This window comes from Pseudomonas sp. GL-RE-26, assembly GCF_019956275.1.
In the GTDB taxonomy this organism is placed as follows: Bacteria; Pseudomonadota; Gammaproteobacteria; order Pseudomonadales; family Pseudomonadaceae; genus Aquipseudomonas; species Aquipseudomonas grandcourensis.
This window is the reverse complement of sequence record NZ_JAHBDI010000041.1, coordinates 1-15,042: the sequence shown is the minus strand read 5'-3', so window position 1 is coordinate 15,042 and position 15,042 is coordinate 1. Positions and strand designations below refer to the sequence as shown.

Sequence of the window (15,042 nt, the reverse complement as noted above, 5' to 3'; positions counted from 1 at the left end):
GTTTCCGTACGTCTGGAGTTTCCCCAATGCCCTCGCCTCATTCCTTGCCCGCTGCGCTGCTGGGCCTGGCCCTTGTTTGTCCGGCCATGACCGAGGCTCAGGGCCTGGAGCTGGGACAGGTGCTGATTGGCGCCGAGGACCAGAGCGACGAAGATCAGGGGATCGAGGACGCCAGGGCCCGGCTGGCCCAAGTGCCCGGCGGCACCAACGTGGTCGACATGCGCCGCCCGTTGCAAGGCCGCGTGGCCAGCAACCAGGATGTGCTGGCTTACCAGCCGGGGATCTATGCCCAGTCGGCGGGTAACGAAGGGGTGAAAATCTCGATCCGCGGGTCAGGTATCAACCGCGCACCGGGTGCCCATGCCTCGGGGCTGTACACCCTGCTCGACGGGCTGCCGCTGACCGGCCCCGGCGGCACGCCCTACGAATTGCTGGAACCGCTGTGGCTCGACCATGTGGAAGTGCTGCGCGGCGCCAACGGTTTCGACTGGGGCGCCCTGGCCCTGGGCGGGGCCATCGATTACGTCAGCCATACCGGCTACGACGCGCCGAAGTTGCAGGTACGCTACGCAATGGGCAGTCACGGCTATCAGCAGCGTCAGGTCAGCTCCGGACAGGTGCTGGGTGACTTCGATTACTACGTGGCCATGACCGACGCCAACGCCGACGGTTACCAGGACCACACGGCCAGCGAGAGCCAGGGGGTCATCGCCAACTTCGGTTATCGCTTCAACCCGAACCTTGAAACACGCTTCTACCTGCGCCACCGCCAGACCGACAACGACCTCGCGGGACGCGTGACCAAGCACTCCATCGAGCATGACCCACGGGCGGCCAACCCGGCCTATGTGGCGCGGGACGACCACCGCGACGAACCGGGCAGCACCTTTATCGGCAACAAGACCACCTACTACATCGATGACGATTCGAGCATCCAGACCGGCCTGGTCTACCACGACTATCCCATGGACTTGAGCGAGGGCCCCAACCGCCTGAAGGTGGCGTACACGGACGTCAGCGGCACGTTCGACTACAAGCGTCGCGACACGCTCTGGGGTCTGCAAAGCCAAAGCACCCTGGGCCTGCGAATGACCAAGCACCTGCCCAACGCCGGTGCCAGCGAGTTCGTGCGCATCCCCACCGGCAACACCGCCGGTTACGCACCGGGCACGCTGATCCGCAACTTCACCTACCAGGGCTCGGACACGGTCCTGCATGCCGGCAATGACCTGGAGATCGCCGACGACCTGTGGCTGACCACCGGCCTCGCCGCGATCTACACCCGCCGTGAAAGCGATGTCACCTACCCGCAAAGTGGTGGCAAGACCAGCCTGCACGACTGGGACTACGCCCCGCGCGTGGGTCTGCGCTACCAACTGACTCCGGACCTGCAACTGTTCGGCAATCTCAGCCGCTCGGTCGAGGCACCGCACCCGTGGTCGCTGATCTATAGCTCGAACATCCGATTCCCCGCAGGCAGCGGCGTTGCCACGGGCGCCCAGCGCGAACCGGTCACGCTGCAAAACCAGACCGCCACCACCCTGGAGATCGGCGGCCGCGGTGACAGCACGCTGGGGCAGTGGAGCCTGGCCTGGTACTACGCCCAGGTGCGCCACGAATTGCTGTCGGTGCTGCCGGACGCCAACGCCACCACGCCCTACGAACTCAACGCCAGCCCTACCGTGCACCAGGGCGTGGAAGCCAGCCTGCTGAGCCCCCTCTGGTCGCCGGACGATGGCGGCCTGTTGAGCCTGCGCCAGAGCTATACCTTCAGTGACTTCCACTACCGCGACGATGAGCGCTTCGGCGACAACCGCCTGCCGGGCCTGCCGATGCACTATTACCAGGGCGAACTGCGCTACGACTGGCCACAAGGCTTTTTCGCCGCGGTCAACACGCAATGGGTGTCCAAGGTGGCGGTCGATTACGCCAACAGCTACTACGCCGATCCCTACGCCATATTCGGCGCCACACTGGGCTACAACGCGCCCAAGGGCGACTGGCAGACCTGGCTGGACCTGCGCAACCTGACCGACAAGCACTATGCCGCCACGGTCACGCCGGGCTACGACGACAAAGGCCTGGACGCGGCACGCTCCACCCCTGGCGAGGGCATGGCGATGTACGTCGGGGTGTCGTGGAGTCTGCTCTGAGGCCGGGTTTACCGGTCGAAAGGCAGGTTCACGGGGAGAATCGATTCACCTGAATAATTCCGCAAATATAGATAGCTGACTAATCACAAGCTCAACTATGATGAGCTAACTCCTCCGCAGCAGACGTCACCATGACCGACTCATTGACCCTTGGTTTTGCCCTGCATGACAGCGCCCGGCTGATGCGCAAGCGGTTTGAACAACGCGCGCGGCATGTCGGCCTCACCCGCTCGCAGTGGCAGGTGCTGGCCATGCTGTCGACCAACGAGGGCATTCATCAAAAAGGGCTCGCTGACTTACTGGAGTTGGAGTCGATCACCCTCGTGCGTCTGCTGGACAAGATGGCCGAACGCGGTTTGGTCGAGCGACGTCGCCACTCTACGGATCGACGCCTGTCCCTGCTGTTTTTGACGGAGCAGGCTCATCCGCTGCTGCAACTCATGCGTGACATGGGCCGAGTGACTCGCCAGGAAGCCACGCGCGGATTCTCTGCCGAGGAGGAACAACTGCTGCTGCAGATGATGAAGCGGATGAGGTCCAACCTGATCGAAGCTTGCAGTCTTCCCGTTGAAGAACAGGAGCATCATCATGATTGAGAGACGGCAACTCGTGCGCACCACGCTCTTCGCCTTGCTACCCATCGCGCTGGTGCTCGGCGGCTATCTGTATGTCTCGGGCGGGCAGGTCATTTCCACCGACAATGCCTACATCCAGGCCGATCATGTCGGTGTCTCCACCGATGTCTCGGGGCTGGTCGCCTCGGTTGAGGTCAATGACAACCAGCGGGTGGTCAAGGGCCAGGTCCTGTTCACCCTCAAGCCGGAGCCCTTTGAGATTGCGTTGGCCAGTGCCAGGGCGCAGTTGAGCAATGTGCGTAACCAGATCCTCAATCTCCAGGCCAATTACAGGCAAGCGCAGGCCGAAATCGACCAGGCGCAAATCGACCTCGCCTACTACCAGGCCAGCTTCCAGCGCCAGCAAACCCTGCTCAGCGTCTCTGCGGTTTCCAGAACCAACTACGACGATGCCAAGCATGCGCTGGACAGCACCCGGCAAAAAATCACCGTGGCCAGGGCCACTGCGCAAATGGTGCTGGCGCAACTGGGCGGAAGTATCGAAACCCCCGTCGAACAACAATCCACGTATCTGATCGCCCGGGCCGCCGTCGACGAAGCGCAGCGCAACCTGGACAACTCGGTGGTCAGGGCTGCGTTTGACGGTGTCGTGACCAACGTTGATTCGCTGCAAGTCGGCTCCTACCTGCAACCACCCCAATCGGGCATCAGCCTGGTGTCGGCCGAACACCTGTGGGTCACGGCGTCGCCGAAGGAAACCGAACTGACCCACATGAAACCCGGTCAGTCCGTCGAGATCAGCGTCGACAGCTACCCCGGCGTGCAGTGGCACGGCACCGTCGACAGCATCAGCCCGGCGTCGGGTTCGAGCTTCTCGTTGCTGCCCGCGCAAAACACCACGGGCAACTGGGTCAAGGTCGTGCAACGGATTCCCGTACGCATCAGCATCGATGATGCCGGGGAAAAACCACCGCTGCGCACCGGCATGAGCGTGCAGGCCGAGATCGACACCGGCTCGGCCCGTGGCCTGCCGCACCTGTTCGCGGGGCTGCTGGCGAGCAAGGCCCCTGCCCCGGCTCTGGCCCATGAATAACCCGGCACCGACCGAAGCGGTGGCCCATCGCGGGATGATCACCGCTTGCGTCGTGCTCGCGGTGATCATGCAAGCGCTCGACACCACCATCGCCAACGTCGCCCTGCCCTACATGCAAGGCAGCATCTCGGCCAGTTCAGACCAGATCAACTGGGTGCTGACGTCCTATATCGTCGCCGCGGCAATCATGACGCCGCCGTCCGCCTTTCTGGCCAGGCGCTTCGGGCGCAAACGCGTGCTGCTGTGGGCGATTGTCGGCTTTGTGGTCTCGTCGATCCTTTGCGGCCTGGCGCAGTCGCTGGAAGAAATCATCCTCGCCCGCCTGCTGCAGGGCCTGGCGGGCGCGGCGCTGGTGCCTCTGTCCCAGGGCATTCTGCTGGACATCTACAGCCTCAAGGAACGCGGCTCCGCCATGGCGCTGTTCGGCGTGTCGGTCATGGTCGGCCCCGTACTGGGGCCGATGCTCGGCGGCTGGCTGACCGAGAATTTCAGCTGGCGCTGGGTGTTCTTCATCAATTTGCCCATTGGTTTGCTGGCGCTGGCCGGGATCGTCTATTACGTCAGCGAAACCACCACCGACACCTCGACCCGCCTGGACTGGCTCGGCTTCGGTTCGCTGAGCGTGGCGATCATGGCCCTGCAACTGTTTCTGGATCGGGGCGAGCAACTGGGCTGGTTCGCTTCCGGTGAAATCCTCGTCGAAGCGATCGTGGCCGCTGTCGCCCTGTACGTGTTCCTGGTCCACACCTTCACCACCGACAGCCCCTTTATCAGCCCGAAGCTGTTCAAGGATCGTAACTTTGCGATCAGCGTCGTCTTTATCTTCATCGTCGGCATCACCTACCTGGCCTCACTGGCGCTGATGACCCCCTACCTGCAAACCCTGATGGGCTATCCGGTGCTGACCGCCGGCATGGTGATGGGCCCCCGTGGCCTGGGCACGATGCTGACCATGTTCCTCGCCGGTCGACTGCTGGGCAAAGTCGATACCCGCCTTTTATTGTTGTCGGGCCTGGGCTTGTCGGCGCTGTCGATGGGGCTGATGACCGGCTGGACGCCTGACGTGTCGATGCAGACCGTCATCTGGGTCGGCTTCATCCAGGGCACCAGCCTGGGCATGCTGTTTGTGCCACTGACCACGGTTGCCTTCGCGACCCTGCCCGCCTCCTTGCGCGCCGAAGGCACCGGGCTTTACAGCCTGTCGCGAAATGTCGGTTCCAGCGTCGGGATCTCCATCGTGACCGTGCTGCTCACCCAGAACATCCAGGCCAACCACGAGCAGATCGGTGCCTACATCACGCCCTTCAACCGGGCCTTCGACGCAGGTTCGATCAAGAGCTACCTGGACCCGATGGCCGCCTCCGGTCGCGCCACCCTGGACGCGCTGGTCAACGTGCAGGCCAGCTGGATCGCCTACGTGGATGACTTCAAGCTGCTGATGCTGCTGTCACTGGCGGTCATGCCGTTGTTGCTGATTATCAAGACCCCAAAAACCCAGGCACATGAAGAACCGGCAGCGGTCATGGAGTAGTCCCGGATCGACACACAACCGCGCGAGACGACTAAGCTTTTGTAACGTCACTTCGTCCCTCAAGGAGAACTCCATGAGCGCCGCCGACCTGTCCGAACTCGATGCCGCCCTACCCGGCTTGACCCGCAAGATCCGCGTGCTCGATGCCCTGTCCTGGCCCGATGGCGTCGAGGAAGACTTCCTGGCGAAATGGCGCGGCGGGCGTGCCGAATTACCCAGGGTCGAGTTGCAGCCTCGCGACCACAGCGCCGACATCGCCGCCCTGGAAACCTTTATCAGTCAATGCGATGTGGGGCATCCGGCCGGGAATTACCTGGCCATGACCGCCCGTAGCTATGCCACGGCCGGGCACATGCTGGGGGCCATTGGCACTCCCGCCTTTACCCAGTATTCGTCGGCGCTGTACCGGCGCCCGGATTTCTATTACACACGCCTGCAACTGAGCATGCTCGACGCGGCCCGGTTCTTCCTCAAGACCACCGACGCCCTGCTGGGCGGTGCGCGGATTCCACCCTGCCCGGCCGAGATCCCGGCCAAGGCGTTCGCCGCCTGGATTCAACCGGAACTGGACCGCTTCTTCGGCGTCGGGCAGATCACGGTCGTGCTCGATCCGAACCTGGCCGCCAAGGCCATCGCCGGATCGAGCCGCATTCGCCTGCGGGCCAGCGCGCTGTTCTCGGAGCTGGACAAGCAACAGCTGTTGCAACACGAGGCCTTCGTGCATGTCGCCACGGCACAGAACGGCGCGCGCCAGCCCAACCTCACAAGCCTGGGCCTGGGGGCGCCCCGCACGACCCAGACCCAGGAAGGCATTGCCACCCTGGCCGAACTGTTCACCGGCAGCATGGACATCAATCGCCTGCGTCGCCTGGCCCTGCGCGTGCTCGCCGTCCAGCAGGCGCTGGAGGGTGCCGATTTCATCCAGGTGTTCGAAGGTTTTCTGGCGGCCGGTCAGACAGAAGAGGAATCCTTCCGTTCAACCCAACGGGTGTTCCGCGGCGCCGACCTGCGGGGTGGTTCGGCCTTCACCAAGGATGCCGCTTACCTGACCGGGTTGCTCGGCGTCCACACCCTGCTGCGTATCGCAATTCGCGATAACCGGCCGGAACTGGTCGGGCATTTGTTTGCAGGGCGCCTCAGCCTGGGTGACACCGTGCGCCTGGCGCCCCTGTTCGAATCCGGCTGGCTCAAGGGGCCGGTCTATCTTCCGGCCTGGGCCAGCGACCTGCGCCTGCTGGCCGCCAACCTGGCCTTCTCGGCGTTCATCGCCCAGATCAAGCTGGATGTGCTGGACCTGGATGTGTTCATGGCATTCGCCGAAGAACACGAAAGCGATGCCAGCGCCCAGTGATCGAGGGGCAATTTTACAGGCAGCCTTGACTCTTCGAATCAACTGCTACCATTAGGAAGCGGTGTCGAGGCCGGGCTCTGTGGCTTGCAATGTCGGCTTCACCTGCCAGGGATCGATCCACTCATTTCAAGCCTGCCTGACCCCATGGGGGGTGCAATGCACAATCCATTACTTTACGCGTTGTCGGCTGTACTGCTCTTGAGCGGATCGTCCTGCCTGGCACTGGGTACGGATGGGACCGCTGCCGCACCGCCCCCGGTTCCGGCACCCGCCGCAGCCCCCGCACCGGCAAGCGCGGCCACTACCGCGCCCGCCGCGCCGGTGACCAAGGATCCGGTGTTTACCCAGGAACAGCTGGATCAGATGCTGGCGCCCATTGCGCTATACCCGGACCCACTGTTTGCACAGGTGCTGATGGCCACCACCTACCCCGGGGAAGTCGGCGAGGCAGTCAACTGGTCCAAAGCCCACCCGGACGCCAAGGGTGACGATGCGGTCAAACAGGTGGCGAACCAGCCCTGGGATCCGAGCGTGCAGGCACTGGTCGCCTTCCCGCAGGTTCTGGCACTGCTTGGGCAGGACCCTGTCTGGGTCCAACGCCTGGGTGATGCCTTCCTGGCGCAGCCCGACGATCTCATGGAAAGCGCGCAACGCTTGCGTCGCCAGGCACAGGCAGCCGGCAATCTGCAGAGCAACCAGTATCAGAACGTGACGATCCAGAATGTCGCGGCGCCAGCACCGGCGACCACGAACGCGGCTCCAGCCCCTGAAGCGGCCCCGGCCAGCAACTCCACCATCATCATTCAGCCTGCCGATCCGCAGGTGGTGTACGTCCCCACGTATAACCCGACAACCACCTACGGCACCTGGCCCTACCCGGCGTCGCCGCCCGCGTACTATCCACCGCCACCGGCCTATTACCCTGGCCAGGCGCTGATGGCCGGGCTCGCGTTTGGTGCCGGTGTGGCGATCGTTGGATCGTTGTGGGGTGAATGTGACTGGGGCAATAACGACGTCGACATCGACGTCAATCGCTACAACAACATCAACGGCAACAACCGGATCACCAACAACAAATGGCAGCACAACCCGGTGCACCGCAATGGCGTGCCCTATCGGGACAATGCGAGCCGCGCACAGTACGGCCGGCAACTGAACGGAGCCAATCAGCGCGAAGCCTATCGCGGGGACAATGCCCAACGCACCCAGGCCCGTGAAAATGCCCGCACCTCAATGGACAAGCACGGTATCGAACGACCAGCCACCAGCAACCGCGAAGCCCGTGATCAAACGCGCAAACTCCAGTCCGGAACCGCAGGCGGCGATCGGCTGCAGGCCGGTGCAGACAGACCAAAGACGGCGGACAGAAGCCAGGGCACGGCCAGAAACACCCGGGAGAATCAGCAACCCAGGAGAGAGACCCAGCAGGCGAGGAACCAGAGCGCCCAGTCGAATCAGCGCAGAGAAGGCTCCGCACAGACGCGGCAAGCGACCAATAATCGGCCCGCCGCCAGTGCCGGCAGTGCCCGCAACAATGCGTTCGCCGGCGCACGCTCGCCGTCCCAGGCCAACGTCCAGGCCAATCGTGGCCGGGCCAGCCAGGCATCCGCCCAACGCCCCAGTGCCTCGCGCTCAGCCGGTCACCAGGTCAGCCGGCCGTCCAATCCACCAGCGCGTCAAAGGGGGGGCCGCCGTTGAAAAACCATCCTCGATTGAAGGGACTCACGGGTTTGCTCCCTCATGTCCTGGTTATAGCCGCCGGCTTGTTGTGGTCGTGCATGGCGACGGCACAGCAGGCCTTTCCAACGCCAGAAAAGGCAGCAGAAGCCTTTGTCGAAGCACTGGGTACCGAACACTCCGACCAGGCACGCCTGACCGAACTGCTGGGCAGCGATTGGCACAGCTACATCCCCCGCGAAGGCGTGCAGCGCGAAGATGTGGATGCGTTCTTGCAGCAATACCGCGAGCAACACCACATTGAAAACACCAGCGACCGCAAGGCCATCCTGGCGGTTGGCAGTGAGAACTGGACGCTGCCCATCCCCATGACCAAGGCCGCGGACGGTTGGCGTTTCGACATGAAGGCCGGCAGTGCCGAAATCCGTACCCGTCAAATCGGCCGCAATGAACTTGCCGCGGTGCAATCGGTACTGGCCTATCACGACGCCCAGATGGACTATGCGTCGGTGGATCGAGACGATGATGGCGCCCTTGAGTATGCGCAGAAAATCGTCAGCAGCCCCGGCAAGCACGACGGACTCTACTGGGCCGAGGACGACAGTGGCCAGATCAGCCCGTTGGGGCCTTCGTTCGGCAAAGCCATTGCCGACGAAGAGTGGCACGGCTACCGCTTCCGCATCCTTCATGGCCAGGGTCCTTCGGCACCGGGCGGTGCCTACAGCTACCTGATCGGCGACAAGATGAGCCGGGGCTTTGCGCTGATCGCCTGGCCAGCGAAGTACGACGACACCGGCGTGATGAGTTTCATGATCAGCCATGAAGGCCAGGTGTTCGAAAAAGACCTCGGACCCGATAGTGAAAAACTGGCGCTGGCGATGAAGCGCTTTGATCCGGATGACAGCTGGAAAGAGGTGCCTGAAGATCAGGAGTAGCAGGCGCGACCTGCTACAAGCCTTCAGAACGGTTGAAAGCAGTTATCTGATCGACAGGACGAATCGCTCTTCGCCCCCGGTGTTGTCGTTACAGGAGGGTTGCTCAAGCTTGAATCCGCACCGATCCAGTACTTTTCTGGAGCCGGCGTTTTCCTTGAAGGCAAACGCAACCAGTTGCGAAAGTCCCCAGCGCATCCGTGCCTCCTGGATCAGGTGCCTCAGCGCCAGTGTTGCCAGCCCTTGGCCACACGCGCGCTGAGCTATCCGATAGCCCACCTGCGCAGAACCCGTCGAAGAGTCGATGCTTTTCAGATTGGCTCGACCGACGATCCTCTGACTGCAATCCTCGATGACAAACGGGTGCCAGGCGCCGAGGGCGAAATCGGACAAATAGCTTTCGATATGATTGGCGACACCCTGCAACGAGTAAAAAGAAGGCGCGCGCGCATCAATATGGGATTCGAACCATTCACGGTTCTGGATTTCGAAAGCCAGCAACGCTTGAGTGTCAGTCACTTTCAGCTCGCGTACGCTAAATGATTCCATTCATCACCTCTGCTGTGCCTTGTGCCGAATTGGCTCGAGTCTATCTCATACCTGAACAACCTGGCCGGGCCGAGCCTTCCCCTTCTCGAGCCCGAGCGGCTTGCATAATACATATGGAAAATCGTATATTCGAATAACCATATGTATCGAGCCGCGCCAATGCTCAATCCTGCCGCCGTATTCAAATGCCTGTCCGACGAAACCCGCGCCCGGGCCACCTTGCTCATCACTCGTGAAGGCGAGTTATGCGTGTGTGAACTGGTCTGCGCCCTGGACGACAGTCAGCCTAAAATTTCCCGCCATCTTGCCCAGCTTCGCGGCTGCGGCCTGCTTCTCGACCGCCGCCAGGGGCAGTGGGTGTATTACCGGCTCAACCCTGATCTGCCCGCGTGGGTTCGCGACGTTCTCGAGACAACCTTGCAGGCAAACGCCGACTGGCTGGCGAACGACAGCACTCGCCTTGCCGCGATGGGCGACCGTCCGCTCAACACTTCCGCCTGCTGCTGACCCTTCACTCATCGAGACTTCGCATGCTTACAGCGTTTAGCATTTTCCTGCTCACCATGGTGTTGGTCATCTGGCAACCCAAGGGCCTGGGCGTCGGCTGGAGCGCCTCCCTGGGCGCCGTCCTGGCCCTGCTGGCAGGCGTCGTGACACTGAACGATATTCCACTGGTGTGGCACATTGTCTGGAACGCCACCGCGACCTTCATCTCGCTCATCATCATCAGCCTGCTGCTCGATGAGGCCGGGTTTTTCCAGTGGGCCGCACTGCATGTGGCGCGCTGGGCCAAGGGTGACGGGCGGCGCCTGTTCGTATTTACGATACTGCTGGGGGCCGGCGTATCCGCTCTGTTTGCCAACGACGGCGCAGCCCTGATCCTGACCCCCATCGTCGTTTCAATACTGCTCGCACTGCGTTTTTCGCCAGCCTCTACCCTGGCGTTCGTCATGGCGGCCGGTTTCATTGCAGATACGGCGAGCCTGCCTCTGGTGGTTTCCAACCTCGTCAACATCGTTTCGGCCGATTACTTCGACCTGGGCTTCAGCGAGTACGCCGCCATCATGGTGCCGGTCAACTTCGTTGCCGTGGCGACCACGCTCGTGGTGCTGTACTGGTTTTTCCGGCGTGACATCCCCAGGCACTACTCGCTCGATGACGTGATGGATCCGCGACGCGCCGTGCGTGATCCCCTGACCTTCCGCGTCGGCTGGGTTGTCCTGGCTCTGTTGCTGGTCGGGCTGTTTGCCCTGGAACCCTTGGGCATTCCCATCAGCGCCATCGCAGCGGTCTGTGCCGCGTTGCTGTTCGCCGTGGCGGCACGTGGGCATGTGATTTCAACGCGACGGGTGCTGCGTGAGGCGCCCTGGCAGGTCGTGATCTTTTCGCTGGGCATGTACCTGGTGGTGTACGGGCTGAAAAACGCCGGGCTGACCACCTACATGACCATGGCCCTGAACCGCATGGCCGAATTCGGCATCTGGGGCGCCGCGTTGGGCACAGGGCTGATCACGGCCTTGCTGTCATCGGGCATGAACAACATGCCCACGGTGCTGGTGGGGGCCCTGTCGATTCAGGCCAGCGACGCCACCGGTGTGGTGCGTGAAGCCATGATCTACGCCAATATCATCGGCTCTGACCTGGGCCCCAAGATCACCCCCATCGGCAGCCTGGCCACCCTGCTCTGGCTGCATGTCCTGGAGCGCAAGGGCATCCGCATTACCTGGGGTTACTACTTCAAGGTCGGCGTGGTCCTGACGCTGCCGATTCTGTTCATCACCTTGTCTGCCCTGGCCCTGCGCCTGAGCGTTTAACCCTGTGCGACTGCAAAGAGGAGTCACCATGCGCGTTCTGTTTATGTGTACCGCCAATAGCTGTCGCAGCATCCTGTCCGAAGCCATGTTCAACCATCTCGCCCCCGAAGGTTTTGAGGCGGTCAGTGCCGGCAGCTTCCCCAAGGGCCAGGTGCTGCCCCGCAGCCTGAGCACGTTGCAAGAGGCCGGCATCGCCATCGACGGCTTGAGCAGCAAAGGCAATGAGGCTTTCGAAGCCAACCCACCGGACATCGTCATTACGGTCTGCGACAAGGCCGCCGGCGAGGCGTGCCCCGTGTACTTCGGGCCGGCACTGAAAGCTCATTGGGGCCTGGAAGACCCATCGGACATCAAAGGCGATGAAGCGACGGTATCGACGGCGTTCCACTCAACCCTGGCGCACATCGAAACGCGCTGCCGGGCATTCCTCGACCTGCCTCTTGCACAACTTGACCGCGATGCGCTGAAGCGAGAACTCGACCGCATCGGCACGCTTTGACCGGAGCCCCCATGACCCATCCCCTGCCCAATCTCGACACGTCACTGACCCAGCCCATCGCCCATGGAGGCGACGATCAGCACAAGCCACGCATCCTGCTGCTATACGGCTCGACCCGTGCGCGCTCGTTCAGTCGCCTGCTGGTCGAGGAAGCAGCCCGTTTGCTCGAACACTTCGGTGCCGAGACACGGATCTTCAATCCATCAGGCCTGCCGCTACCGGACGACGCGCCCTCCGATCACCCGAAAGTCCAGGAACTGCTCGAACTGATGCAGTGGTCCGAAGGCCAGGTCTGGTGTTCGCCAGAGCGCCACGGCTCCATGTCTGCGGTGTTCAAGGCGCAAATCGACTGGGTGCCGTTGGCGTTGGGCGCCGTTCGCCCGACCCAGGGAAAAACCCTCGCGGTCATGCAGGTCTGCGGCGGTTCCCAGTCCTTCAATGCGGTGAATCAGCTTCGTGTGCTGGGGCGCTGGATGCGCATGTTCACCATCCCCAATCAATCCTCCGTGCCAAAGGCTTTTCTGGAGTTTGACGAGGCCAATCGCATGAAGCCCTCGTCGCTGTACGACAGGGTGGTGGACGTCATGGAGGAACTGGTGAAGTTTACCCTGCTGCTACGGGATCGCCCCGATCTGGTAGACCGCTACTCGGAGCGCAAAGAGTCCGCAGAGGAACTGACTCAGCGCGTGAATCAGCGGTCGATCTGACTGTAGAAATGTTCCCCCAGGCTCGAAAGCCGAAAAAAAGTCGCAAACCCCACGACGCTTCAGGGCTTGCGACTCTTTGCCGATACGTCCCTCAAGCTCCCGGGACGTTTTCTACGGTATGCCTGCCGTGTTCATTGCGAACGTGCAGGTTCAGTTCTCGACCTCAACCGCGTCGAAATCCGGGGCGTCCACCACATTCTCTCTGGCGTCCTTCGCCTCAACTTTGGCGGCCTCTCTGGCCTCCTTCGCCTCGGCTTTGGCCGCGTCCCTCGCGGCATCCGCGGTAGCCCGGGCAGCATCCCTGGCGGCATCTGCGTCGGCCTTGGCCGCGTCCCTCGCTGCATCTGCAGCGGCACGGGCAGCGTCTCTGGCGGCGTCTGCGTCATCGTCCGCTACACCAGCAGCTTTTGCGGCATCCCGGGCGGCGTCCGCGTCAGCCCTGGCGGCGTCCCGGGCGGCATCTGCAGTGGCTTTTGCCGCATCACGGGCTGCATCCGCAGTCGCTCTGGCCGCATCACGGGCTGCATTGGCATCAGCCCTCGCAGCGTCCCTGGCTGCATCGGCGGCATCGTGATCAGCGTCGTCAGCGTCGTTGTCATGGGCATTGCCCGGGCCTCTGTTCCCGGCCACACCACCATGGTCAGCATCGCCGCGCCCCGGGCCTCCATGACCGTCGCCGTCATGGCCTGCAGCGCCATGATCGCCACCCTCTGCGCCATGGCCGCCAGCACCGTGACCGCCACCGCCGTCACCACCGTGACCACCACCTCCAGCGCCGCCGTGACCTCCACCGCCTCCACCGCTGCCGCCATCCTTGGCATACACGCTGGAGAAACTACCGATGTAATCAGGCACCAGGACAGTCGATGCCGACAGGACTCCGCCGATGGCCAGAGCCAACAAACATTTCTTGAGCAGCATGATGCACCTCCGCATGGAGTTGCGTACTCATCTCCGTATCGAACGCAATGTCCAGTGAGTTCCCGGCCGCCCATTGGAGCAGCCGGCCAACCGGCACGGCCATCAATCTGCAGCATTATCGAACCACTGCGGTATCCGCACGATCCCTGAAAGCCAGTTGGCATCGTTGCGCGGGAAACATTCCCACATTTTTTGGATAAGTGCGTTCAGCCCGAGTTCAAAAAAACAGAATCAGGATCTGACGCATGGGTTGGGCAACAACTTCAACCTGACCCATTTGGAGCATCATCACGCCTCAATCTGACATGTTTATTTTCAGTTATCTTGCATATTGATTTTTATTGTGTCATTTATAGCCTCGCCGATCACAGGACTGATCCACCGCGCCAACCCGGATGGCGGGCATCCGTTTCCCCCAAATGCCTCCAGGGAGTCAACAATATGAACAAGACAGAACTTCTAGGTGCTCTGGCGCTATGCGCTTTCAGCTTCCTGGCACATGCCGACGAAGACAGCCTGCGTATCGGTATCGAAGCCGCCTACCCGCCCTTCTCCTTCAAGACACCCGAAGGCAACGTCAGCGGGTTCGATTACGACATCGGCAACGCCTTGTGCGAAGAAATGAAGGTCAAGTGCGAGTGGGTCATTCAGGAGTTCGACGGCATGATCCCGTCGCTCAAAGTGCGCAAGATCGATGCCGTGCTGTCGTCGATGTCGATCACCGAAGACCGGATGAAGTCCGTGGACTTCAGCAAAAAGTACTACCACACGCCGGGCAAGTTCGCGATGAAGGCCGGCAACGTGATCAATGACCCCTTGGTGGACCTCAAGGGCAAGAAAGTCGGGGTGCAACGCTCCTCGACTTACGATCGTTTTGCCACCGAGCAACTGGAAAAAGCCGGCGTCGTCGTGGTGCGCTACGGCTCACAGAATGAAGCCTTCCTCGATCTCGCCTCGGGTCGTCTGGACGCCACCCTCGCCGACATCGTCAACACCGATGAGAGCTTCATCAAGACACCCGCCGGCCAGGGCTTCGCGCTCACAGGGCCCGACATCAACGACCCGAAATATTTTGGCCGAGGCGCCGGGATCGCCGTGCGCAAAGGCGACAGTGCCAACGTTGCGCGCCTGAGTGCGGCGATTGACGCCATTCGCGCCAATGGCAAGTACCAGCAAGTGATGGACAGGTACTTCGCGTTCGATATCTACGGCGAGTAAGCCTTACCCCTGCCCCCTGACC

The 15,042-nt window shown here is 62.1% G+C and carries 14 protein-coding genes; 12 read left to right on the top strand and 2 right to left on the bottom strand.

What is annotated here, in order from left to right; all coding sequences use genetic code 11:
- Positions 1 to 26: 26 nt before the first annotated feature.
- From KGB07_RS21765 to KGB07_RS21735, 7 genes are all read left to right on the top strand, one after another.
- The gene (locus KGB07_RS21765) at positions 27 to 2,153 is read left to right on the top strand and encodes a TonB-dependent receptor family protein (RefSeq protein WP_046040474.1); all 2,127 of its coding nucleotides are present in this window, start codon (positions 27 to 29) and stop codon (positions 2,151 to 2,153) included.
- A 131-nt stretch (positions 2,154 to 2,284) separates the two neighbouring features.
- Positions 2,285 to 2,749 (top strand): MarR family winged helix-turn-helix transcriptional regulator, encoded by a 465-nt coding sequence (locus tag KGB07_RS21760; protein ID WP_223466527.1) that lies wholly within the window; start codon positions 2,285 to 2,287, stop codon positions 2,747 to 2,749.
- Positions 2,742 to 3,821, top strand: a complete 1,080-nt coding sequence (locus KGB07_RS21755) for an HlyD family secretion protein (protein WP_223466526.1) — start codon at positions 2,742 to 2,744, stop codon at positions 3,819 to 3,821. Before KGB07_RS21760 ends, KGB07_RS21755 begins: the two co-directional genes overlap by 8 nt.
- Positions 3,814 to 5,352, top strand: a complete 1,539-nt coding sequence (locus KGB07_RS21750; RefSeq protein WP_223466525.1) for a DHA2 family efflux MFS transporter permease subunit — start codon at positions 3,814 to 3,816, stop codon at positions 5,350 to 5,352. The genes KGB07_RS21755 and KGB07_RS21750 overlap by 8 nt, the downstream gene beginning before the upstream one ends.
- A gap of 73 nt (positions 5,353 to 5,425) precedes the next feature.
- Positions 5,426 to 6,703 (top strand): flavohemoglobin expression-modulating QEGLA motif protein, encoded by a 1,278-nt coding sequence (locus KGB07_RS21745; protein WP_046040469.1) that lies wholly within the window; start codon positions 5,426 to 5,428, stop codon positions 6,701 to 6,703.
- 156 nt (positions 6,704 to 6,859) lie between these two features.
- Positions 6,860 to 8,401 carry a DUF3300 domain-containing protein gene (locus KGB07_RS21740; protein ID WP_223466524.1) on the top strand — a complete coding sequence of 514 codons (1,542 nt, stop codon included), beginning with the start codon at positions 6,860 to 6,862 and terminating at the stop codon, positions 8,399 to 8,401.
- An 80-nt stretch (positions 8,402 to 8,481) separates the two neighbouring features.
- Entirely contained in the window at positions 8,482 to 9,315 is an 834-nt protein-coding gene (locus KGB07_RS21735; RefSeq protein WP_046040465.1) for a DUF2950 domain-containing protein, read from the top strand.
- 42 nt (positions 9,316 to 9,357) lie between these two features.
- Here KGB07_RS21735 and KGB07_RS21730 read toward each other — a convergent pair whose 3' ends face one another.
- A complete protein-coding gene (locus KGB07_RS21730; RefSeq protein ID WP_046040464.1) occupies positions 9,358 to 9,861 on the bottom strand; it encodes a GNAT family N-acetyltransferase in 504 nt (167 codons plus the stop codon).
- 159 nt (positions 9,862 to 10,020) lie between these two features.
- On the opposite strand from KGB07_RS21730, the gene KGB07_RS21725 reads away from it, so the two are divergent.
- The 4 genes from KGB07_RS21725 to arsH are packed head-to-tail and all read left to right on the top strand — an operon-like array spanning position 10,021 to position 12,881.
- Positions 10,021 to 10,368, top strand: coding sequence for a metalloregulator ArsR/SmtB family transcription factor (locus KGB07_RS21725; RefSeq protein WP_046040463.1), 348 nt, complete (start codon positions 10,021 to 10,023; stop codon positions 10,366 to 10,368).
- A gap of 23 nt (positions 10,369 to 10,391) precedes the next feature.
- Entirely contained in the window at positions 10,392 to 11,675 is a 1,284-nt protein-coding gene (locus tag KGB07_RS21720; RefSeq protein ID WP_223466523.1) for an arsenic transporter, read from the top strand.
- A gap of 28 nt (positions 11,676 to 11,703) precedes the next feature.
- Entirely contained in the window at positions 11,704 to 12,174 is a 471-nt protein-coding gene (locus KGB07_RS21715) for an arsenate reductase ArsC (protein ID WP_046040461.1), read from the top strand.
- An 11-nt stretch (positions 12,175 to 12,185) separates the two neighbouring features.
- Complete coding sequence (gene arsH, locus KGB07_RS21710) at positions 12,186 to 12,881, top strand: arsenical resistance protein ArsH (protein ID WP_046040458.1); 696 nt, start codon at positions 12,186 to 12,188, stop codon at positions 12,879 to 12,881.
- Positions 12,882 to 13,031: 150 nt separating this feature from the next.
- Here the strand turns inward: arsH and KGB07_RS21705 are convergent, their stop codons facing one another.
- On the bottom strand, positions 13,032 to 13,802 hold the full coding sequence (locus KGB07_RS21705) for a hypothetical protein (RefSeq protein WP_223466520.1): 771 nt from the start codon (positions 13,800 to 13,802) through the stop codon (positions 13,032 to 13,034).
- Between the two features lie 441 nt (positions 13,803 to 14,243).
- Between KGB07_RS21705 and KGB07_RS21700 the strand changes: the two genes are divergently transcribed.
- Positions 14,244 to 15,020, top strand: a complete 777-nt coding sequence (locus KGB07_RS21700; RefSeq protein ID WP_223466519.1) for an ABC transporter substrate-binding protein — start codon at positions 14,244 to 14,246, stop codon at positions 15,018 to 15,020.
- Positions 15,021 to 15,042 lie beyond the last annotated feature (22 nt).

Bases quoted from the DNA above. Each gene is read 5' to 3' on its own strand.
- KGB07_RS21755 (WP_223466526.1), top strand. From the start codon at position 2,742: ATGATTGAGAGACGGCAACTCGTGCGCACCACGCTCTTCGCCTTGCTA.
- KGB07_RS21720 (WP_223466523.1), top strand. From the start codon at position 10,392: ATGCTTACAGCGTTTAGCATTTTCCTGCTCACCATGGTGTTGGTCATC.
- KGB07_RS21715 (WP_046040461.1), top strand. From the start codon at position 11,704: ATGCGCGTTCTGTTTATGTGTACCGCCAATAGCTGTCGCAGCATCCTG.
- KGB07_RS21750 (WP_223466525.1), top strand. From the start codon at position 3,814: ATGAATAACCCGGCACCGACCGAAGCGGTGGCCCATCGCGGGATGATC.
- KGB07_RS21745 (WP_046040469.1), top strand. From the start codon at position 5,426: ATGAGCGCCGCCGACCTGTCCGAACTCGATGCCGCCCTACCCGGCTTG.
- KGB07_RS21735 (WP_046040465.1), top strand. From the start codon at position 8,482: ATGGCGACGGCACAGCAGGCCTTTCCAACGCCAGAAAAGGCAGCAGAA.
- KGB07_RS21760 (WP_223466527.1), top strand. From the start codon at position 2,285: ATGACCGACTCATTGACCCTTGGTTTTGCCCTGCATGACAGCGCCCGG.
- KGB07_RS21730 (WP_046040464.1), bottom strand. From the start codon at position 9,861: ATGGAATCATTTAGCGTACGCGAGCTGAAAGTGACTGACACTCAAGCG.
- KGB07_RS21725 (WP_046040463.1), top strand. From the start codon at position 10,021: ATGCTCAATCCTGCCGCCGTATTCAAATGCCTGTCCGACGAAACCCGC.
- KGB07_RS21740 (WP_223466524.1), top strand. From the start codon at position 6,860: ATGCACAATCCATTACTTTACGCGTTGTCGGCTGTACTGCTCTTGAGC.
- arsH (WP_046040458.1), top strand. From the start codon at position 12,186: ATGACCCATCCCCTGCCCAATCTCGACACGTCACTGACCCAGCCCATC.
- KGB07_RS21705 (WP_223466520.1), bottom strand. From the start codon at position 13,802: ATGCTGCTCAAGAAATGTTTGTTGGCTCTGGCCATCGGCGGAGTCCTG.
- KGB07_RS21765 (WP_046040474.1), top strand. From the start codon at position 27: ATGCCCTCGCCTCATTCCTTGCCCGCTGCGCTGCTGGGCCTGGCCCTT.
- KGB07_RS21700 (WP_223466519.1), top strand. From the start codon at position 14,244: ATGAACAAGACAGAACTTCTAGGTGCTCTGGCGCTATGCGCTTTCAGC.